A 22,021-nucleotide genomic window follows, 5' to 3' on the forward strand; every position below is an offset into this window, starting at 1 on the left:
AAATCTGATAAAATATCGATTAACAATTAAACGACACGGGAGGAATTCATTTGTTCTATTCATTTTTTGATCCAACTTACTTTTTAGTGATTATCGGACTGCTCATTTCCATGGCAGCATCCGGTTACGTTAACCGCACGTTCCGGCATTTTGACAGCTATCGTAGCAAGTCCAACTACTCTGGTAGTGACGCCGCTCGCTTTATTTTGGCGCAGTCCGGCATTAACAACGTCGGCGTCCAAAAGATCAGCGGTGATCTAACCGACAACTACAACGGCCAGACAAAGGTCCTCAGCCTATCTGAAGCGACCGCTGATTCCACGTCCGTTGCCGCTATTGGGGTCGCCGCTCACGAATGTGGGCACGCCGTTCAAGATCACGTTAACTATTGGCCAATGCGGTTACGTTCCGCCATCGTTCCAGTCGCTAACTTTGGCTCGACCCTTTCATTACCAATCATCATCGTCGGGGTACTTTTAAGTTACAATCAGACCATTATTCACATCGGGATCTTCCTATTTTCATTAGCGCTACTGTTCCAATTAGTCACGTTACCCGTTGAATTTAACGCGTCCCGCCGAGCCTTGCAGATTCTATCTGACGGCCAAGTGCTCACTCGCGATGAAGTTCCGATGGTGCGCAAAGTACTCGTTGCAGCGGCCCTCACCTACGTCGCTGTTGCGTTGTCAACGTTCTTACAATTACTACGGTTAATCCTGCTCTTTGGTGGAAACCGCGATGATAATTAACCGCACTGATGAAGATGCTTAATTTTTACTTATCACTTTTTTCATTACATTGAACCGATTCGTTCACACATTCTTCACACGACCTCGGTATGATAGCATCATAGCAATTGAGGTTAACTCAATCAGCTATAACACAACCTAAAATTTTTCATTTACTCCTCCAAAGTAATGAAATTCATAGTGGCATGTGATTCCCCGTCACATGTCTACCCTACTCCTTTTTCCACCGTATTCCCCGATACGGTGGTTTTTTACATTCTCATTTTCACGGCGGTTATGTACATTACTGCGAATAAATGGTATCGTTATTGAAAACAACCAGTATTATTTACATTTCACGGAGGATTTTACCATGTTAAGAACCATCATCGTGGTGCTTTCGGGCTGGGCACTTATCACGTTAACGGCGTGTGGGAACACCGCTTCAACGCATCCCGCCCATCACCACGACGACGCACCCACTGCGCGCACCGCAACTCGCAAACGGGTTCCCGGTGTCACACGAACGAACTTTGATCGGATTCAATTAGCAATTGAACCCAACGACTATGCAAGCACCATCGAGCAAGTCCATGCGCTCCTTGGTCAACCGAACCAAACTAATAACGTGACCACCGTCGCACAGCGTTCACTTAAAACCTACGTCTGGAAACACCCGGATACTAGTTTAGAAGGCGCCATCATCAGCGTGAGTTTTCATGACGGTATTGCGGTCGCTAAAAACTACCGGGGCGCCCAACTGAGCCCAAACTCAAAGGTCACTGGCACCATGTTGGACCAACTAACACCCGGGACACCCTACAATCAGGTAACCGCAACCTTAGGTATTCCTAATACGGTCTCCAATTGGGCCACGCCCACTGAAAACGTTCAAACCGTGACTTATAACAATATCGAAAATCAGCCCCAGGCCAACGTCACGCTGACTTTTCATCATAACAAATTGGCATCCACGTCCCGAACGTCAATTTAACCGTCAGCTGGCCGCAATATTTAACCCGTTAACGTAATCTTTCGTCGATAACGGCACTTTAATTTATCTTTTAACGGTCAATGGACTATACTAATAATATGGTAACTGAGTTTTGCGCCCAGTTGCCGGAACCTTTTTCATTTACTCCTCCAAAGTTAATGAAAATCAGTCTCGCTGGGCACATCACCTGGCGAAATGAACTACTCCTACCATCGCCTTCGCGGTGGTTTTTTTAGTACCCTGTTAAATCTAAAACTACTATCAATACCGCAACAGTAGCGATAATTATTGCTAAATTATCCGCTTCGGCGGACAGAACCGATGTGCTATAGAGGGACGGTTCCAGCCATGGTGCGGTCTGGAACCTCGATTCAAAGCCGCCAGCCCACGTCTTTGAATCGCCCCACAAGATTAGCGTGAAATTCGCCCGCTAATCTTGTCGACACAGCACATCAATTCTGTCCACCTTCGCTAAACCAGTTTTACTATCGTTATTATTGTCGGATAATCGGAGGCTGTCACTGATGGCATCGGTCGTGAAAGTGGTTTTAGTCCGGTGAGCTTTCCGGGCTTAGACCACGGACGGTCCGGGACAATTGTGGTCTTTGCAATTATTCCGGACGAGGGACTAGACCGCTTCTTTGGCTAGGCCCGGTCCCACGACCGCATGTCATCAGTGGCAACCGGAATAACTACTCACAGGTGGCTAATTTTGATTAGTCTAAATATTCACACAACAGTAATCAATCCCTAAATTTAACTTTTATTAGTTGCCATGCTCACGCTTGCCCCAATTGCTAAATTAGGATTATCATAATGAAGTAAGAGATTGAGGAGTGATTATTTTGAAAAAACGCCACGTACTCGCCGCGTTAGGGGCACCTTTAGCCCTATTTTCAGCGACTTTACTAGCGAGTGAAAAATTATATAATTTTGCATTTAAACGGGTCGACTACGTTCCCGAAACGTCAGCCGACAAGCAAAAGTACGCAGACGCTTACTGGTCTTACGTCAACTGGCTGCACCGCCAACCAACTCAGACTTGGCAATTAAACATCGCGGATGAGGCAAACCGGTTAGTAGCCACATACGTTCCCGCAAAGACGGCTAGCCATAAAACGGTCATCGTCTCCCACGGCTATAAGGGTGACGGGGAAACGATGGCCAACTACGCCTACATGTTTTCCCAGATGGGCTACAACGTCTTACTACCTGACGACCGTGGGCATGGTCAAAGTGCCGGCAAGTACATCAGCTTCGGTTGGCAGGACCGCCGCGACTACCTTGGTTGGATTGACCGCGTTATTCAGCACAGCGGTCCACGGACCCAAATCGTCCTCTTCGGGGTCAGCATGGGTGGCGCCACCGTCGAAATGATGAGTGGTGAACAGTTACCTGAACAAGTTAAAGCCATCATCGCCGACTGCGGTTATACTAGCGTTGAAGAGGAACTCGCCTACTTGCTTAAGCGGCAGTTCCACTTACCGAAGTATCCGTTTGTCCCGATCGTTAGTTTTATTAATCGCCACCGAATGGGTTACTTTTTAAGCGACGTGAGTTCCGTCGAACAGCTTCGCCATAACGACCGGCCAATCTTCTTCATCCATGGTGAAAAGGACGTCTACGTCCCTAGCTGGATGCTGAAAAAGAACTATCAGGCGGCTGGTGGTCCCAAAACTATGTGGCAAGTGCCGGATGCCACCCACGCGGAGAGTTTTTGGATCGATCCCGCAACCTATCAAAAACACGTTACGGCTTTTCTCGACCAATATTTATCTGCGAGAGTGTGACAAAAGGCGGTCAGTTTGTGAGCATTAACGTAAAATCAGCGATTATTCCTGGGTTTGGAATGGTCGCTGATTTTGGGTTAAGCGGAACAAATTGCCTTTTGTCACACGTTTCGACCATAGTAATAAGGAAAGCCATTCAGAAATAGTTGATATTTCTGGATAGCTTTTTGAGTTTTGTCTTAGTATGTTTATTTAATGATCATTGATTTTAGTAAACCACTTTAACGCGGGCCATACCGATTAGTACGCTAGCACCACCCATCACAACTGCAAAGATTAGTAACGTCCGTAACTGTGGCCAACTGAAAAACGTTTGCCAATACGAAGCGGAATCTAACCAAGCGTTGCTTAAGGAATCGATCACCTGAAATAGCACGACCGTCACTAACGTTTGTCGTTGTGATTTCTTTAAAACGGCCTTAATCGCACCCTGATACTGTTTAGAAGTGACTTCAATATCACTTAAATGCAGTTTATAGATGGCCCAGCTCAGGTAGCCCCATGCCACTAAGCAGACGCCTAAATTGGTGAACTGCCAAATAATCAGGCTCGTGTTAACACCAACCATTCCCGCCAAAAAGGACATCCCAAGGCCACTTAATAATAAATAAGCAATGAGACCAACCGTGATATTATGCCCCGCACGGTCAAGAACGTGTTGCTCATACTCATCAAGCGTTCGGTCGAGCCCATAAAACCATTTTATCAGTCGTTGCGACCACGTATTTTTTCCCATCGTTACTACCCCCGTCTATTCCTTTGAGTCATCTTCCAGCCAAAATAACGTGTTTAGGTCCGTATTTAGTACGTGAGCCAAGTTCAAGCATAAGGCTAACGACGGATTATACTTATCATTTTCAATCATGTTAATCGTCTGCCGCGCCACCCCGATGGCTTCTGCCAGCCCCATTTGTGATAAATGGGCCCGTTGGCGATATTCTTTAACCCGATTCATTCAGCCCAGTTCCTCTCAATGTAAACTATATATGACATCGCTTACTGACTAAATTAAGCTATTTAGGCTGTATTGTCAATTATATTAGACAAAAACGGTCATGCTAATTTTTAAACTGGATGCGTGATCAGGCGTGCTAACCGTTCGGCCGTCCGGGCTAAGTTTTCCAGACCCCGTTTCAGCGCTGTTTCTAGCGTCATCACTTGATCCACAATCGGTAACACCGCGGTCACCCCTTGTTTGGCAAAGGTTGCCCCCGCCCCTTTTTGACGACCAACTAACAAGTAACAGTTTTTCCCCGCGGCTTGCGCTAGGTGGCTGATTTGAATTGGCACTTTTCCCATAAAGCTCTGGTCATCGACCTGACCCTCACCGGAAATCACGAAATCTGCTTGTTGTACCAGCGTTTCCAGTTGACTCAGCTCAGCAATCAATTCAAACCCCGATTGGACTTGGGCGTGTAAGAAGTACCGGAGCGCAAACCCAATTCCGCCGGCAGCCCCGTCCGCTGGATGCTCACTGACGGTGCCAGTCGCGGTGCGCATATAATGTGCCATCGCCTGATCATAGGCGGCAATTTGGTCTGTGGCCAACCCCTTTTGAGGACCAAAAATTCGGGTTGCCCCTAATTCACCGGTCAGTGGATTGGTCACATCAGCAGCGCTTACAAACGTTACTTGCCGCAAAGCTGGTAACATTTGACTCGTATCTACGCGGCTCACACGGCCAAGGTCGGCGCCAACCATCGCCAATGGTTGGTCCGTCGCATCGAAGAAACGCACGCCTAATGCACGCAAAATTCCGGCACCCCCGTCGACCGTTCCACTACCACCCAGGCCCAGGATCACTTTGGTCGCGCCGCGTTCGACGGCAGCTTTGATCAACAATCCGGTCCCGTAAGTATTCGTGTTAGCCGGATTCAACCCCGACGTTAAAAATTGAATTCCCGAGGCCGCCGCCACCTCAATCACGGCGAGCTGTTGGGCTGCAAAATAACCGTAAGTCGCTTTGATTGGGCGCTGGGCCAAATCAACCGTTTCGACGTCAACGGCTTGTCCACCCGGTTGGTTTGCCAAGAAGGCCGCCACCGTTCCTTCACCGCCGTCAGCGATTGCGACCTGACTAGCAGTAATGCCGTACTTAGCCAACTGGTCCGCCACGGTCTGATTAGCAACCATACTGGTCATAGAATTTTTAAACGAATCAATTGCAATTAATGCGTGCATGCCAATACCTTCTTTATTTATTAAGACGATTAGTTAAAAGTCTTTTGTCTTTAAACCTTAGTTATTTTCAGTATAAGCGTCTATAATCACCGACACAATCCGCGCCATGCTTTACTCACGCCCTTAGAACACGTATGCTTGTCGAGAAGACACTTATTAAGGAGAAAAAAATGTTAACAATTAATTACCAAGCAACATCACTCCAATTTGAAACTGATCCAGAGGTCTTTTCCCCAAGCGGCTTAGACCTTGGTACCGAATCCATGATGGAACAGCTCCACACTAAGGACGGGCTACGCGTTTTGGACCTCGGTTGCGGATTCGGCTTTGTCGGCATCTACCTTGCCACTCAGTATCCCCACGACCGGGTAACCATGGTCGACGTTGATCAAAACGCCGTCGGATTGTCCAAGATGAACGCCCAACGTAACCACGTCACCCCAACGATTTTACAAAGTAACGGTTTTGAAAAGCTTGCTGGTGAGACCTTTGACCTAATCCTGTCAAACCCGCCCTATCACACCGATTTTGCGGTCGCAAGGGGCTTCATCGAAAATGCTCAGCATCAATTAAGCATGGGCGGCCACATGTACATGGTGACTAAACGGCGCACTTGGTATGAGAATAAGCTCAAGAGTACCTTTGGGAACGTCCTAGTCACTGAGCTAAACGGGTACTACGTGTTCTACGCTGAAAAACGCCCGTTTGAAAAACAAAAGCAGAACCAGGCTAAGGAACATACGCTATCGAAAAAGTTACAACGTAAATACGAACGTCAACCTAAGCGCCGCCACCGCACAAAGTAAAAACGGTCGTGCAAACGGATACAAAAACAGTTATGATTAAAGTAATCTCAAATCAAGTGGGGGTATTTTTACATGGAAACACTTAAAATGATTCAATCCCGTAAGGCCGTTCGGGAATACAGTGGTCAGATTTCTGACGAGCAATTACAAACGATTTTAAAGGCTGGGAATGCCGGTGCCGTAGGAATGAGCCAGTTTGAAAACTACCGCATCATTGCCGTCCAAAAACCAGCAATCATTTCACAATTAAACGGTCTGCACGGCGCACCAACGGCCATCATCGTCGCAGCCAGTGCCGCTTCCACCATGGAAGCCGTCTCTGCCGGGGTCATTGTGCATAACATGGAACTCGCTGCCGAAGACCTGGGCTTGGGCGCTAACTACAACATGGCTAGCCTCGGTTCAATTCCAGCTGACATTTTACCAGCCGGATTCAAGCCATTGATCGTCCTCACCCTTGGTCAAACGACCGAAACATTCACACCACGGGATCTCCCGGATGATCGGATTCAAAAAGAAATTATTAAATAAGTGACTTAACACCTATTAACACAAAACCGGAGTACTAACGGCCATTGCTTGGCAGTTAGTACTCCGGTTTTTAATTCTTTTATGTTATGACTTAATCATCTAAGCCCAAACGCTTAAAGATATCGTCCACGTGACGCAAATGGTAGTGGTAATCAAACGCGTCATCGATTGCCGCTTGGTCTAAGTGCTTGCGAATCTCTTCGTTGCCTTCGACTAACGGCTTGAAGTGAAGCTGTTCATCCCACGCCTTCGCAGTCAATGGTTGAACCAAGTCGTACGCTGATTCACGGGACATGCCCGTATCGATCAACTTCAAAAGCACCCGTTGGCTGTAAATTAAGCCGTACGTTGCATCCATATTTTGCTTCATTCGTTCTGGGAATACCGTCAACGTTGAAACAATTTTATTAATACGTGTCAAAATGTAATCAATTAAAATGGTGGAATCTGGCAAGATAATTCGTTCAGCGGAAGAATGTGAAATATCACGTTCATGCCATAACGGAACGTCTTCATACGCGGTCATCATGTGGCCCCGTAAAACCCGTGCCAACCCAGTCACGTTTTCTGAACCAATTGGGTTACGCTTATGTGGCATTGCGGAGGAACCCTTTTGACCCTTGTTGAAGAATTCTTCAACTTCGTGCGTTTCGGATTTTTGTAATCCCCGAATTTCGGTCGCAATCACTTCAACGCTCGTCGCCATCAAAGCGATGGTAGCAATGTATTCCGCGTGTAAATCACGTGGTAACACTTGCGTTGAAATTTCTTGTGCGCGAATCCCTAACTTGTCACAGACAAATTGTTCAACAAATGGTGGAATATTGGCGAAAGTCCCAACCGCACCACTAATTTTGCCCGCTTCAACGCCCGCTGCCGCGTGGTCAAACCGTTCAATATTACGATTAATTTCAGAGTACCAACGCGCTAGTTTAAGCCCAAAGGTCGTTGGTTCCGCATGAACCCCGTGGGTCCGGCCCATTTCAACGGTATATTTATATTTTTTAGCCTGTTGTGCTAGTGTTGCGCGTAAATCCTGTAAGTCCTGACGAATAATTGCGTTTGCCTGCTTTAAACGGTAGCCTTGCGCCGTGTCAACCACATCGGTACTAGTTAAGCCGTAGTGGACCCATTTACGTTCATCCCCTAGTGATTCGGAAACGTCCCGAGTAAACGCCACGACATCGTGATGCGTCACGGATTCAATTTCGGCGATCCGGTCAACGTCAAACTTAGCGTTGTCCCGAATTTTTGCAACATCTTCGGCCGGAATCTTTCCTAAGGCTGCCCAAGCTTCATCCGCAGCAATTTCTACTTCTAACCAAGCTTGATACTGGTTTTCTAGCGACCATACTTTGTCCATCTCAGGACGCGTATAACGATCAATCATTGCAAATCCTCATTTCTATTCACTTATTCACTAACAAAACACGAACATTATTATATCACACTCCTTTAGTTATTGGTAGGGACGAACAATGAAAACATTTACTTATTTTTCGTTAGCCACGTCATAAAACCGCTTATATTTCAGCAAACCCGTCTTAACTATGAACATTAAAAAGAACCCTAAACAAGAACATTCGGTTTTAAAGTTGCACTTTGATATAAAAATTGCTATACTCATTCCTGTTGGAGTGGTGAACGTTTCACTACTTCTTGCTATTGAACATTCATAATTAAACTATTTTAATGAGGTGGAAAACATGGCATCAGTCGTAGTAGTAGGTAGCCAATGGGGCGATGAAGGTAAAGGAAAGATCACGGACTTTTTAAGTCAGGAAGCAGATGTGGTATCACGTTACCAAGGCGGCGACAACGCTGGCCACACCATCGTATTTAATGGTAAGACTTTTAAATTACGGCTGATTCCATCGGGGATCTTCTTCCACGACAAGCTTGCCGTAATTGGTAACGGCGTCGTTTTAAACCCTAAATCATTAGTTGAAGAATTACAATATCTTCGCGACAACGATGTTAACCCGGATAATCTCCGGATTTCTAACCGTGCGCACGTCATCTTGCCTTACCATATCGTTTTAGATGGTGCCCAAGAAAAGTCTAAAGCTAGCGGCAAGATTGGGACGACCAACAAAGGGATCGGCCCAGCTTACATGGACAAGGCTGAACGGATTGGGATTCGTATCGCAGACCTATTAGATAAGGATACCTTTGCCGCACTCTTGAAGCGGAACTTAGCAGAAAAGAACCAGATTATTACCAAACTTTACGATCTGGAACCACTTAAATTTGATGATATTTTTGAAGAATACTACGAATACGGCCAAACTTTGAAACCATTCGTTACCGATACTTCCGTTGTCATTAACGATGCTCTCGATAATGGCAAACGCGTCCTCTTCGAAGGTGCCCAAGGTGTCATGCTCGATATCGACCAAGGGACTTACCCTTACGTCACTTCCTCGAACCCCGTTGCCGGTGGCGTGACTATCGGGAGTGGCGTTGGCCCTTCTAAGATCGACAACTGTGTCGGCGTCTTAAAAGCCTACACCTCTCGAGTTGGTGACGGTCCTTTCCCAACTGAATTATTTGACGAAGTCGGTAATTTCATTCGTGAAACTGCCCATGAATACGGGACCGTTACGAAGCGTCCTCGTCGGATTGGTTGGTTTGACAGCGTTGTGCTCCGCCACGCCAAACGGGTTTCAGGATTAACGCACCTAAGCTTAAACTGCCTAGACGTTTTAACCGGCTTAAAGACGATCAAGATTTGTACCGCCTACGATTTAAACGGCGAAACCATTTACCACTACCCTGCTAGCTTGAAAGAATTAGAAGCTTGCAAACCGGTTTACGACGAACTACCTGGTTGGGACGAAGACATTACTGGTGTGAAGACGTTAGCCGAATTACCAGAAAATGCGCGTAACTACTTAAAGCGGATCGAAGAGCTCGTTGGCGTTAAGATTGCGACCTTCTCAGTCGGCCCTGACCGTGAACAAACTAACGTGATCGACCACGATATCTGGAACTAATTAAGGGAGTGCTCGTCTTATGGCAATGGAAATTTTTGATTACGATGATATTCAATTAATTCCGAATAAGTGTGTGATTAATAGTCGTTCGGAAGCCGATACAACGGTCAAATTGGGCGACCGGAACTTTAAAATTCCGGTGGTTCCCGCTAACATGGCGACCGTTATTAACGAAGACCTCGCGAAATGGCTGGCTAGTCACGATTACTTCTACACCATGCACCGCTTCGCCCCTGAAACTCGCCGGGCCTTTGTGGAAAGCATGCACGCGGACAACTTATTTGCTTCGATTTCCGTCGGGGTCAAACCGTCCGAATATGATTTTATCGATGAACTGGCTATGCACGATGCCGTTCCTGAATACATCACGATTGACATCGCTCACGGTCACGCCGACAGTGTGATTGAAATGATCAAGCACATTAAAAAAGTGTTACCCGCTAGTTTCGTTATTGCTGGTAACGTTGCGACGCCGGCCGCCGTGCGTGACTTAGAAAATGCCGGTGCCGATGCGACTAAGGTCGGTGTCGGTCCTGGTAAGGCCTGCATCACGAAGATCAAAACCGGTTTTGGTACCGGGGGCTGGCAGTTAGCCGCCGTACGTTGGTGCGCCAAGGCGGCCAGAAAACCCATCATCGCGGATGGCGGTGTCCGGACTAACGGCGACATTGCGAAGTCCATTCGGTTTGGTGCGACCATGGTGATGATTGGCTCAATGTTAGCCGGTCATCAAGAATCACCCGGTAACGTCATTAAGATTGACGGTAAGACTTACAAACAGTATTACGGTTCAGCGAGTGAGACCCAAAAAGGGGAACACAAAAACGTTGAAGGTAAACAAATGTTAGTTCCTTACCGTGGACACTTGGCAGACACGTTAAATGAAATGCAAGAAGACTTACAGTCCGCCATTTCATACGCCGGTGGTCGGGATCTCAAGGCGATTACGAAGTGTGATTACGTCATCGTTAGAAACTCAATTTATAACGGCGACTCACTTTAATTTAAAAATTAAAATACCGGATCAGAAATAGCCAATATTTCTGATCCGGTATTTTTTCTATCATTGTGTTTCGTAAATTAGACCAAGCCTCCTGTTTTCCCTGACAATCGCAATGAAAGCGGTTATAATTAGGCTATATCACTAATCGAGGTAAGCACTTATGGAACATAATCGAGTTTTACGCCTGGAACACGGCATTAATTTCCGTGAGCTGGGTGGTTACGAGAATGCAGCCGGCAAGACCCTCAAGTGGCAGAAGTTGCTCCGCTGCGGCGGCATGTCCCTCTTAACCAAATCAGATTTAGCTTATTTGGACCAATACGGTCTTCGCTACGATATCGATTTGCGTCAAGAAGCCGAAGCGCAAATGTCGCCGGACCGTTATCCTAAACACACTAAGTACCTCAATACCTCCGTCTACCCGTTCGCCGACAATCGGCGGTTCGACCGGCGCGTCAAACGCTTAATAAAGCGGCTCGTGGTCGACGATTCCTTTAACGCGCAAACTTATGCTCAGATGGTCACCGATAGCCATCCCGTGAAAGTCTGGCAGCGACTGTTCGCCACTTTACTAGCCAACACCGAACCGGACCAATCCGTCCTGTTCCACTGCGCAGCTGGCAAGGACCGAACTGGCGTAGCGGGCGCCCTCATCATGACGGCGCTGGACGTGCCACGTGAAACCATCATGCAAGACTACCTGCTCACTAACGCCGTCTTCATGGCCGCTGACAGTATGGATACCGATACGATCATTACCAAGGCTAACGCGGGTGACCTTGCAAGTCAGTTCAACGTGGCGATGTCCGTTGAAGCGGACAACTTAAAAATGGTTTTTCAGGTATTCGACGACCTCTACGGCGGTGGCATGGGCTACTTGCACAACGTCCTCGGCCTATCAATTGCTGATATCAACGACTTAAAGACACTTTATTTGGAAGCATAGCCAGTCCAAACGTGGTCTGAAACCTCTAACAATTCATCAAAAAAGCGCCCTACTATCAGTAACGGACTGTTACTGATAGTAGGGCGCTTAAACTTTGACTATCTTAATTTAGAACTGCTGTCTAGCTGCAGGCTGCCAGTGACGTTATCAGCCGTGAAGGCGCTGTTGACCGGGTGAATTTCCCGGTTTACGGCGCGGACAGCTTTAATGATTTGCGGTATTTTCGAAGCATCAAAGTGAAGCCTGAGACCGCACTTTGGCTCAGGCTGGTCCCACGGCAGATGACGGCGCTGGCAGCCGGAAGCGGCCGGTTAAAAGTTTGACCATTTGACTAACGCACCTAAAGAATCGGCGATAACAACCGTGAAAAGGTCTGCTTAAACTTCAACCAGAATGGCTGATCTTTGAAATCTTGAACCGTCACTAGACTACTGAGCGCTTGATCACGTAAGAAGATGCCCTCTAATTCTTTGGCAAGATCCGTATCGTACAAGAAGGCGTTCACTTCAAAGTTCAACTTGAAGCTCCGGAAATCCATATTAGCTGAACCGACCGAGGCGACCTGACCGTCAATGACGATGGTCTTGGCGTGAATGAAACCATTATTGTAATAGTAAATCTTCACGCCGGCTTCGGCGAGTTCCCGCGCATAATATTGCGTTGCCCGGTAAACAAACGCGTGGTCCGGCTTGTCCGGAACCATGATCCGGACATCGACACCGGACATTGCTGCAATTCGAATAGCATCCAATACGGAATCATCTGGAATTAAATACGGGGATTGAATCCATAACCGGTGTTGCGCGGTCATGATCATCTTAATGTACCCCATTTTAATCTGTTGGCCGTCATTATCGGGACCACTCGAAACGATTTGGAGTGACGTGTTCCCTTTCACTTTGATTACAGGAAACATCTCAGAAGTTGGGACAATTCGGTGTTCCGCATCCGTTGCGTTCCAATCACGAATAAACCGTTCCTGCAGTTCGAATACGCCGGAACCGACAATCCGCAAATGCGTATCGCGCCAATAACCGAACTTCTTGTCACGACCAAGGTACTGATCGCCAACGTTAAACCCGCCGACGTAGCCGACCCGACCATCTGTCACCACAATCTTACGGTGATCACGGAAGTTTAATCGGAAGTCGAGTACTGCGGAATGCGCACCCAAGAATGGCCGTGCGTGGCCGCCGAGTTCTTCTAAATGCTTGAAAAAGCTCCGGAACGTCCCCATTGAACCCCATGGATCATAGAGTACCCGTACGTCCACACCCTGAGCCGCCTTACGCTCAAGTAAATGTAATAATTCGTTTCCAATTTTATCATTGTAAAACGTATAATATTCAATATGAATATGTTTTTGCGCCGCTTCAATATCTTGAAACATAGCGTGAAACTTTTCGTGACCATCCGTAAAGATTTTAACCCGGTTCTTACGACTTAACAGTGCCCCGTCAGAATTCAGAAACAGGCTGACCATCCCGCGAACCGAGCTCGTCACCGCATCGGCCGGCATTAATTCGGCCCCTAGTTCCTCGCGCTGGCGTTGGATCATCTGGTCTAATCGAATCTGGGTTTCTTTTTTCAACCGGAAGATTCGGTTCTTTGGTAGCTTCCGGCCAATAAACGCGTACGCAACGAAGCCGGCGACCGGAATCATGATCAACACTAACAGCCAAGCCCACGTCGCCGCAATATCACGCCGGTCGCGAAAGACCGTGATAACTGCTGCCACCGCGTTAATAATCACGATGACGTTAAAAATTGGCAAAATATATTGCAATGAAGGCACCCACCTATTCTAATAATAAATTCATTTTACCGCAGAACCCATAGCAATAATAATCTTTTGCGAATGTAATTTTTGCATTTCCATATAAAAACAGTAATAATCTTGTTTATTAGGGAGGACTAGCAATGTTAGCAATCTTTGGCGTTCACGGACTTGGCCCCATCCGGATGTTTCACATGACGGAACGAGTGGCTGGTCCCCGGGCCGCAGTTGGCCTGTTATTAATCATTATTCTACTAGCAGTTGCCTACAATTATTTTCGTAAGCATCGTTAAAAAACATTCTATTAATAGGTTCCGACAACCGTCGGAATCTATTTTTTTATATTTAGCATGACGAACTTGACACCGTTTACAAAGCTTAATTTCACGCGCTTTTACCGACCCGGCTGTTCCGGAGCTAAATGGCGCTTTAGTGAAATCACCTAAAAGAAATTTTGACTTTAGACCAATTAGCCATTACATATTATCGGAACCCGCCTAAAATAGGCACCACTAAAACGAATTGGGGCGATGTTTATGGACTTATCACACAACCGATTACTTCGTAAAAAAGATATTAATGAGATGCTCGCCAACTATCACAGTCCCCTTCACAAGGAAATGAAAACTTTTGACCTCACCATGCTCGGAATTGGTGCCATTATCGGAACCGGGATCTTCGTTTTAACGGGGACCGGGGCACTGACCGCCGGACCCGGGTTAATGATTTCATTCGTTATCGCTGCGATTGCCTGCCTCTTTGCCTCGTTATGTTACGCTGAATTCGCCGCAATGGTTCCCGAAAGCGGGTCAGCTTACACATACTCATACACGACGTTGGGCGAAATCATCGCCTTCATTATTGGCTGGGACCTGATGCTCGAATACCTTTTCGCCGTCTCAACCGTTTCCGCTGGCTGGTCCGGGTATTTTCAATCATTTATTGCCGGATTTGGTTTAAAGCTCCCCGCAGCGTTGAGCGCCGCAATGGGCTCCACACCAGGTGTCACCAGCTATTTCAACTTACCAGCATTTACCATCATTCTATTGATCACCGCACTATTATCCGTGGGCGTTAAAGAAACGAAACGGGTCAACAACATCATGGTGGTCATCAAACTTGCCATCGTTGTCCTCTTTATCTTCACCGCTGCTCGTTTCATCAAACCCGCCAACTGGTCACCACTACTTCCCTTCGGAATGAAAGGCGTCTTTACCGCCGCTTCCAGTGTCTTCTTTGCTTTCATTGGTTTCGATGCCATCTCATCAAGTGTTGAAGAAACGTTGGAACCTTCCAAGACCTTGCCACGCGCCATGTTAACGTCACTCGGCATTTGCACCATTCTCTACGTTGCCGTTTCCGCTATCATGACTGGCGTTGTGCCTTTCCGGATGTTTGCTAAGTACATCGACCATCCCATTTCCGCCGTCTTGATCTACTCCGGCCAAAACTGGATTGCCGGGATCGTCGACATTGGTGCCATTCTCGGAATGACCACCGTTATGTTGGTCTGCTTATATGGTCAAACTCGGATTTCCTTCTCAATGTCTAGAGACGGCTTGCTCCCTCACTTATTCAGCGACATCAGCAAGAAATCGGACGCACCCGTTAAATCAACCGTCTTATTCGGTTTTATCGCCGCTATCATGGGTGGCTTTATTCCCCTCGCAGCCTTAGCCGAATTAGTTAACATCGGGACGCTGACCGCCTTCGTTTTGGTTTCATTTTCCGTTCTACACCTTCGTAAGACTCAACCTAACTTACGGCGGCCATTCCGCACCCCATGGGTCCCATTCGTACCCATCATGTCAATCATCAGCTGCGTCTTCCTGCTGATCAACTTGAAGCCCGTTACGTGGTTACGCTTCGTTATCTGGTTAGCAATCGGCATGTGCGTTTACTTTGGCTACTCAATCAAGCATTCTAAGCTTAACGGTATCATGGCCAAGAAGACTACGGTACTTACTAAGAACGAGACTAAGGGCGTTAAGTAACGCCTTGTAATCCACTTAAATATTCAACCTTTCGACGGGGGACCAAACCAGCTATCACACTGATTTGGCCCCCCGCCATTTATTGGTTTAAATCCTAAAATTGATGTTTTTTGAAACTTCATTCAGCTTACAAATCCCATCATAAAGTTGGTTAAAAACTGCCGTTTATAAGTGGCTAACTGTTCAATCCCGACTAAAGACTAGTATAGTATGAGGCACTTATTGATTGGGAAACAGCGGAGGTCGTAAACTGATGAAGAGTCAAAAAGTTCAACAGCGGTCAATCTTTGGCATGTTGATTACCCTCGGTGTCGTTTACGGCGACATCGGAACATCGCCACTATACGTTATGAACGCCATTATTAACGATAACGGCCCGTTGGGGAAAGCCACGCCCGAATACGTGATTGGTTGCGTCTCCCTTATTTTTTGGGCCTTAATGTTAATTACGACAATCAAGTACGTTTTAATCGCCTTACGTGCGGATAACCACCACGAAGGCGGTATTTTTGCGTTATACGCCCTCGTTCGTCACCGGGCCAAATGGTTGATTTTCATTGCGTTAATCGGTGGGGCTGCGCTGTTGGCTGACGGCACGCTGACCCCTGCCGTGACGGTTACTTCTGCCGTTGAAGGGTTGCGGGGTATCGCCAGTTTCGCCGTATTCAGTCAGCACCCGCGACTCGTCCCAATAACCGTTAGTGTGATTTTACTGATCCTATTCATGATTCAAGGCTTTGGCACGGCCGTCATCGGGCGTTCCTTTGGCCCCATCATGTTTCTCTGGTTTACCATAATCGGCGTTTTCGGCGCACTCAACATCGGGCAAGCACCTGAAATCCTTAAGGCCTTCTCACCCCTATACGCCTTGCAAGTTCTGTTTAGCCCGACTAATAAAATGGGTATTTTCATTCTCGGGAGCGTCTTCCTTGCAACGACCGGTGCGGAGGCCCTGTACTCCGACATGGGCCACGTTGGCAAAGCCAACATTGATGCGACCTGGCCCTTTGTTTACCTGACGCTGACCTTAAACTATTTAGGTCAAGGCGCCTGGATTATCGGCCACTACAACCGTGCGGCGTGGCAAAGTGCCACCAACCTCAATCCATTTTACGAAATGATTCCAGTAAACCTCCGGATTGCCATGATCGTAGTCGCAACGCTAGCTGCCATTATTGCTTCGCAAGCCCTAATTACCGGCTCATACACCCTCGTGGATGAAGCGGTCGGGCTCAAATTTTTGCCCCGCATGCTCATTCGGCATCCCAGCAACGTGCGTAGTCAAATCTACATCGGCGCCATTAACTGGCTCCTATGTGCCGTTACGCTGGGCATCGTTTGGATTTTTCAAACTTCAGCGCGGATGGAAGCCGCCTACGGATTAGCCATTACCATTACGATGTTAATGACAACAATCCTGCTCAGCCAGTGGATTCACATGCGGGGTCACCGTAACTTGTCGCTAACCCTCCTAGTGGGCTTTGGGCTACTTGAGACGGTCTTTCTGACGGCCAGTTTAACAAAATTCATTCACGGTGGTTATTTGACGCTCGGACTGACACTAGCCATCTTCTTAATCATGGTGATTTGGTTCTTTGGTAACCGCAGACGGCTTCAGTACAACCAGGCTAATGAGCAAATTTCCCTTCTAAACTACCGCCAACAACTGATTCAACTTAGTCACGACGACCGCATCCCAATCTTTGCCACGAACCTGGTCTATTTAGCAAAAATCGACCGTCAGCACCGGGTCAAGCGGTCCATTTTATACTCCATTTTAGATAAGCGTCCCAAGCGGGCTAAAGTTTACTGGTTCATCACAATTAACGAAACTAACCGCCCCTACGACTGTAACTACAGCGTGGACATGTTAGGAACCCGCAACATTGTTGAAGTCCGCTTAAACTTAGGGTTTCGTAAATCCCAACACGTGAACCTCTACCTCCGCCAAATCGTAACGACTTTAATTAATAATCACAGCATTGACGCCCAGCGCTCCGCTTACGGAACAATTCATCCCCGGTTAGTTGGTGATTTCAAATTTGTCGTGCAAAATCAGCAGATGATGGATCTCGCAAGTTACCCGGCGATGCCACAACTGGACCGCTTTTTAATCGGCGGGCGCGTTCTCCTACAAAACATCACGCCGTCACCGGCTATCTGGTACGGTTTGGAATTCAGCGACGTCTTGGAAGAAACGACGCCGCTATTTACAACCCCGGCAACGGACCCAACGTTAACTAGTCTGACCGTTCGGCACACGATGCATCCCCAAAAAGGCAAACCTTATCACGCCGAACCCTCCGATAACGACCAATGATTGAGAGAACTGTCTTTGCCGACGTTTACACATTAAAAAAGTGGTATTACGGGAATTATTCCCGTAATACCACTTTTGATTATGATAAGCACTGTAATTTATCAGTTATTGACTAAGCTGGATTCTTTACACCATCGATGGCTTCGGCATCTGCAGCTGACTGTTGTTCTTCAGCGTAAGCTTTGCGGTCACTGAGCTTAAAGAATGGCCAGTAACAAGCAACACTCACGATTAATTGAATCAATTGCCAAACTGGTGCGCGCCAGTCGCCCCCTGTAATGAGGTAACCGTTGATCATGGTTGGCGTTGTCCATGGCACTTGTGCGATCACCATGCCGATAACACCGTATTTGATCAAGAAGTAACTGATTCCTTGTAAGACCATTGGTACGGTAATAAATGGAATCATCAACGCAGGGTTCAAGACCACTGGGAAACCAAACATGATGGGTTCACTGATTTGAAAAATGGCTGGCAAGAAGCCCAAGCGACCCAATTGCTTGTAACGCTGACTTTTAGCAAATAACATACAAATGACTAATCCTAAAATCGCACCGGTACCACCAATGTTCATCCCGAAGTTCAAGAAACCATCGGCGGTAATGTGGGTGGCAGCGTGGCCGTTTGAGACCGCGTTAATGTTTGCCGTTAAGAATTGTAAGTAAACGGGTGAAGCAACCGCCCCAATAACGTTGTTGCCGTGAATCCCAACGGTCCACATGAGTAACGTTAAGAAGAGGATAAATTCAACACCCCAGAAGCTGTTCAAACCAACAACTAATGGTGAGAAGATTGTCTGGATAACACTGTTAATTTGAATGTTTAAGACGACCCGAATAATCCAAACAACTAGTAAAGCAGCACTACCAGGTAGCAACGATGCAAACGAACTAGCAACGGCCGGTGGAACGGCATCGGGCATCTTAATAACAATGTTACGCTTAATGAAGAAGCGCATAATTTCAGAAGATAGAATTGCAATAACAATGGCTGTAAACATCCCACTAGAACCGAGGTCGGCGAGATCAATGGTCCCCTTACTATTCAACATCGCTAGTAAGAAGGCAACCGTCCCAATCGCCGTCCCGGATAGCGTATCAATATGGTTCGCTTTAGAGGTTTGGTAACTCATCCCAACGGCAACGATCAAAGCCAAGATTCCAAACGTCATGGTAACAGGCGCTTGAAGCATCGGCTGAATCGGCTTAATAAAGTTAGCCCAGCCGTTGATCGGTAGGTTGGCAATAATCATAAAGATACTCCCAAACACCGTGAACGGCACCGTAATAATCATCCCGTCCCGCAAAGCAACGAGGTATTTCATGTTCCCGAATTTGGCCAAAGCTGGCGTAAATTTATTCTGGAACCAATTAGTTAGCGTTTTCATTTCCATCAACTCCTAATTTCTTTCAACACATTCACAATACCATAGGCCTGTGGTATTGTAATTAAAGAAATTGCTCACTAAATAACACAAGTTGAAGGTGAAACTATGCGCTATAGTTTTAAAGATAAGGACCGTTCGTTGCCTCTTTACTTAGATAGTATCGGCTACGATTGGCGTCAAGAGGCGGTTAACCGTCCCCAAGGCTATCCATATGTTCATTGGCTCCAGACTTACAGCAGTAATGGGATTGTAGAAATTGAAAATCAAACTCTCAAGTTAGCTCCGGGTCAGGGCATCCTCATCAATCAAGGAATCGCGCACCGTTACCATAGTGAAAATTCTGATGAAACCACCGAATGGCGGACCGGCTACTTCACGTTTGGTGGCGCCCTGGTTAGTGAGATTACAACGACGCTGGGCTTTCATGACTACTTATACTTGGCCCAACCCGATGAGAAAATCAAAGACTTTATCAAAAATCACTACGATGAAATCGAGAACCACGATCCGTTTCGAATCTACGGCTCTTCCGAACTCGTCTACAGCTTCCTACTGATGCTCAAAAAATATATGTTGGATAATCCGCGCAATCAGCAAAGCTACCAAAAGATTATCGCCCCGATCCTGGAACTGATCCAAGAACATTATACCGAGAACCTTGATAATACGGATTTCCAACGGGTAACCCACTACAGCACCCAGTATATCTTAGAAACTTTTCGAACCTATTACGGCAATACGCCCCACCAAATTTTAATTGATCTTCGAATTCGAAAAGCTAAAGAGTTACTATTGAACAGACCCACCCTTTCAGTTGAGGAAATTGGTAGAATGGTCGGCTTTAACACTTACAGTTACTTCATCATGATGTTCAAACGTGCTGAACGGGTGACTCCCGGAAAGTTCCGGCACTTCTATTTCTAAAATCAGGCTAGTTTCATTTTGTTATATTTTTACGTATATCTCGGTAATTACTTTGTCGAATGGCTATGCTAAGTTAGGGTTAACAAGTCATTCAAGGAGGCATTTTTACCATGGAATCTTCTACTAAGTTTCCTAAAGATTTTCTCTGGGGGGCCGCATCCGCGGCTTACCAGATCGAAGGCGCCCCGACCGCGGACGGTAAGGGCCCTTCAATCTGGGATACCTTTGCTAAAATCCCAGGAAAAACCAAAAACGGCACCAATGGCGACATCGCCGTTGATCATTATCACCGTTATCACGAAGACGTTGAATTAATGCAAAAAATGGGTTTAAAGGCCTATCGCTTTAGTATCGCTTGGAGTCGGATCATCCCAGATGGTGATGGTGTGATCAATCAAGCCGGCCTTCAATTTTACGTCGACCTGGTCGCCGACCTCAAGGCACACGGTGTCGAGCCCGTTGTCACCCTCTACCACTGGGATCTGCCCCAAGCCTTACAAGATAAATACGGTGGTTGGGAATCGCGTCAGGTCGTTACGGCCTTCGCCAAGTACTGCCGGGTCGTTTTTGAACGGTTGGGTGCCGATGTTAAGTACTGGGTCACCTTCAACGAACAAAACGTCTTTACCGCACTGGGCTATCGATGGGCTTCCCATCCGCCTAATATCAAAGACATTAAACGGATGTACGCAGCCAATCACGTCGTTAACCTCGCTAACGCCACTGCCATCAACCTCTTTCACGAGCTGGTTCCCAATGGCTTGATTGGGCCTAGCTTTGGCTACGGGGAAGTTTACCCCGCAACGAGTGACCCTAACGATGTCTTGGCAGCTGTAAACGCCAACCAATTCAATAACGACTGGTGGATGGACGTTTACTGCCGGGGGACTTATCCGGTTAAAATTATGAAGACCTTACAAACACTCGGTATTGCCCCCGAAGTCACGGCCGCTGACGACAAACTATTGAAATCAGCGCACCCCGACTTCATCGGGCTTAACTACTACCACGGCGGGACGGTCGAGGCACCAACCATGGCGACCCCCGCACACACGAAGCAGTTGACCAACATCGACCCTTACTTGATGGCTGGCGACGCGGAAACTGGAATTACGCCTGAAAAGCTCCTCTTCCATTCAGTTGAAAATCCGCACTTGGAAAAGACGTCCTTTGGCTGGGAAATTGATCCAGTCGGATTTCAAGTGGCCTTTCGTCAAATTTACGAGAAGTACCAACTCCCCATCTTCGTAACTGAAAATGGTCTGGGCGCGTTTGACCAACTGACGGAAAAGCATCAAGTCCACGATGATTACCGTATCAAATACTTGCAACAACATTTACTGGCCCTTAAAGGTGCATTGGACGACGGCGTGCCCGTTATCGGCTACTGTGCTTGGTCATTTACCGACTTATTGAGTTGGTTAAACGGCTACGATAAACGCTACGGCTTCGTCTACGTTGACCGTAACGATACGGATGCTAAGTCACTCGCACGTTACCCTAAAGACAGTTATTACTGGTACCAAAAGGTGATTACTAGTGCCGGTGAAACGCTACAAGACTAATCACAAATAATTTCAATAATACCAAAAAGGTCGTTCAGAACTAATCCTGAACGACTTTTTTAATATTCTAGTCGAAACT

At 47.0% G+C, this 22,021-nt stretch carries 19 protein-coding genes; 13 read left to right on the plus strand and 6 right to left on the minus strand.

All coding sequences use genetic code 11. From position 1 onward, the window contains the following. Positions 1-50 precede the first annotated feature (50 nt). The 3 genes from AAA939_RS10895 (at position 51) to AAA939_RS10905 (ending at position 3,512) form a co-directional block, all read left to right on the plus strand. The gene (locus AAA939_RS10895; protein WP_338210553.1) at positions 51-749 is read left to right on the plus strand and encodes a zinc metallopeptidase; all 699 of its coding nucleotides are present in this window, start codon (positions 51-53) and stop codon (positions 747-749) included. Positions 750-1,101: 352 nt separating this feature from the next. Then, positions 1,102-1,722, plus strand: coding sequence for a DUF3862 domain-containing protein (locus AAA939_RS10900; RefSeq protein ID WP_338210554.1), 621 nt, complete (start codon positions 1,102-1,104; stop codon positions 1,720-1,722). An 845-nt stretch (positions 1,723-2,567) separates the two neighbouring features. Continuing rightward, positions 2,568-3,512: an alpha/beta hydrolase gene (locus AAA939_RS10905; protein WP_338210556.1), complete on the plus strand. Its 945-nt coding sequence runs from the start codon at positions 2,568-2,570 to the stop codon at positions 3,510-3,512. A 208-nt stretch (positions 3,513-3,720) separates the two neighbouring features. On the opposite strand, the gene AAA939_RS10910 is transcribed toward AAA939_RS10905, so the two are convergent. The 3 genes from AAA939_RS10910 to AAA939_RS10920 form a co-directional block, all read right to left on the minus strand. Then, on the minus strand, positions 3,721-4,248 hold the full coding sequence (locus AAA939_RS10910) for a DUF3278 domain-containing protein (RefSeq protein ID WP_338210558.1): 528 nt from the start codon (positions 4,246-4,248) through the stop codon (positions 3,721-3,723). Positions 4,249-4,263: 15 nt separating this feature from the next. Further along, positions 4,264-4,467, minus strand: coding sequence for a helix-turn-helix transcriptional regulator (locus AAA939_RS10915; RefSeq protein WP_338210560.1), 204 nt, complete (start codon positions 4,465-4,467; stop codon positions 4,264-4,266). Positions 4,468-4,577: 110 nt separating this feature from the next. Then, positions 4,578-5,693 (minus strand): glycerate kinase, encoded by a 1,116-nt coding sequence (locus tag AAA939_RS10920; protein ID WP_338210561.1) that lies wholly within the window; start codon positions 5,691-5,693, stop codon positions 4,578-4,580. A gap of 170 nt (positions 5,694-5,863) precedes the next feature. Here AAA939_RS10920 and AAA939_RS10925 point away from each other — a divergent pair, with 170 nt between their 5' ends. Together AAA939_RS10925 and AAA939_RS10930 are read left to right on the plus strand one after the other, a co-directional pair. Further along, positions 5,864-6,499 carry a class I SAM-dependent methyltransferase gene (locus AAA939_RS10925; protein WP_338210562.1) on the plus strand — a complete coding sequence of 212 codons (636 nt, stop codon included), beginning with the start codon at positions 5,864-5,866 and terminating at the stop codon, positions 6,497-6,499. Positions 6,500-6,571: 72 nt separating this feature from the next. After that, complete coding sequence (locus AAA939_RS10930) at positions 6,572-7,030, plus strand: nitroreductase family protein (protein WP_338210564.1); 459 nt, start codon at positions 6,572-6,574, stop codon at positions 7,028-7,030. Between the two features lie 91 nt (positions 7,031-7,121). On the opposite strand, the gene purB is transcribed toward AAA939_RS10930, so the two are convergent. Continuing rightward, on the minus strand, positions 7,122-8,420 hold the full coding sequence (gene purB, locus AAA939_RS10935; protein WP_057705358.1) for an adenylosuccinate lyase: 1,299 nt from the start codon (positions 8,418-8,420) through the stop codon (positions 7,122-7,124). 316 nt (positions 8,421-8,736) lie between these two features. On the opposite strand from purB, the gene AAA939_RS10940 reads away from it, so the two are divergent. The 3 genes from AAA939_RS10940 to AAA939_RS10950 all read left to right on the plus strand — a co-directional run bounded on the left by AAA939_RS10940 (position 8,737) and on the right by AAA939_RS10950 (position 11,975). Then, on the plus strand, positions 8,737-10,026 hold the full coding sequence (locus tag AAA939_RS10940) for an adenylosuccinate synthase (RefSeq protein ID WP_057705357.1): 1,290 nt from the start codon (positions 8,737-8,739) through the stop codon (positions 10,024-10,026). Between the two features lie 25 nt (positions 10,027-10,051). Next, complete coding sequence (locus AAA939_RS10945; RefSeq protein ID WP_338210619.1) at positions 10,052-11,029, plus strand: GMP reductase; 978 nt, start codon at positions 10,052-10,054, stop codon at positions 11,027-11,029. A gap of 160 nt (positions 11,030-11,189) precedes the next feature. Then, positions 11,190-11,975 (plus strand): tyrosine-protein phosphatase, encoded by a 786-nt coding sequence (locus AAA939_RS10950; RefSeq protein ID WP_338210567.1) that lies wholly within the window; start codon positions 11,190-11,192, stop codon positions 11,973-11,975. 340 nt (positions 11,976-12,315) lie between these two features. On the opposite strand, the gene cls is transcribed toward AAA939_RS10950, so the two are convergent. Next, positions 12,316-13,761: a cardiolipin synthase gene (gene cls / locus AAA939_RS10955; protein ID WP_338210569.1), complete on the minus strand. Its 1,446-nt coding sequence runs from the start codon at positions 13,759-13,761 to the stop codon at positions 12,316-12,318. Positions 13,762-13,895: 134 nt separating this feature from the next. On the opposite strand from cls, the gene AAA939_RS10960 reads away from it, so the two are divergent. From AAA939_RS10960 to AAA939_RS10970, 3 genes are all read left to right on the plus strand, one after another. Beyond that, entirely contained in the window at positions 13,896-14,045 is a 150-nt protein-coding gene (locus AAA939_RS10960; RefSeq protein ID WP_191982882.1) for a hypothetical protein, read from the plus strand. A gap of 243 nt (positions 14,046-14,288) precedes the next feature. After that, entirely contained in the window at positions 14,289-15,746 is a 1,458-nt protein-coding gene (locus tag AAA939_RS10965) for a branched-chain amino acid transporter BcaP (protein ID WP_338210571.1), read from the plus strand. Positions 15,747-15,999: 253 nt separating this feature from the next. Beyond that, on the plus strand, positions 16,000-18,066 hold the full coding sequence (locus AAA939_RS10970) for a KUP/HAK/KT family potassium transporter (RefSeq protein ID WP_338210573.1): 2,067 nt from the start codon (positions 16,000-16,002) through the stop codon (positions 18,064-18,066). Positions 18,067-18,178: 112 nt separating this feature from the next. On the opposite strand, the gene AAA939_RS10975 is transcribed toward AAA939_RS10970, so the two are convergent. Beyond that, positions 18,179-19,453: a PTS sugar transporter subunit IIC gene (locus AAA939_RS10975; protein WP_338210575.1), complete on the minus strand. Its 1,275-nt coding sequence runs from the start codon at positions 19,451-19,453 to the stop codon at positions 18,179-18,181. 105 nt (positions 19,454-19,558) lie between these two features. On the opposite strand from AAA939_RS10975, the gene AAA939_RS10980 reads away from it, so the two are divergent. Together AAA939_RS10980 and AAA939_RS10985 are read left to right on the plus strand one after the other, a co-directional pair. After that, positions 19,559-20,377 (plus strand): AraC family transcriptional regulator, encoded by an 819-nt coding sequence (locus tag AAA939_RS10980; protein ID WP_338230880.1) that lies wholly within the window; start codon positions 19,559-19,561, stop codon positions 20,375-20,377. Between the two features lie 110 nt (positions 20,378-20,487). Beyond that, the gene (locus AAA939_RS10985; RefSeq protein WP_338210579.1) at positions 20,488-21,942 is read left to right on the plus strand and encodes a glycoside hydrolase family 1 protein; all 1,455 of its coding nucleotides are present in this window, start codon (positions 20,488-20,490) and stop codon (positions 21,940-21,942) included. Positions 21,943-22,021: the final 79 nt, after the last annotated feature.

Origin of the sequence: Lactiplantibacillus paraxiangfangensis, from assembly GCF_036246185.1 — a bacterium.
Classification (GTDB): Bacteria; Bacillota; Bacilli; order Lactobacillales; family Lactobacillaceae; genus Lactiplantibacillus; species Lactiplantibacillus paraxiangfangensis.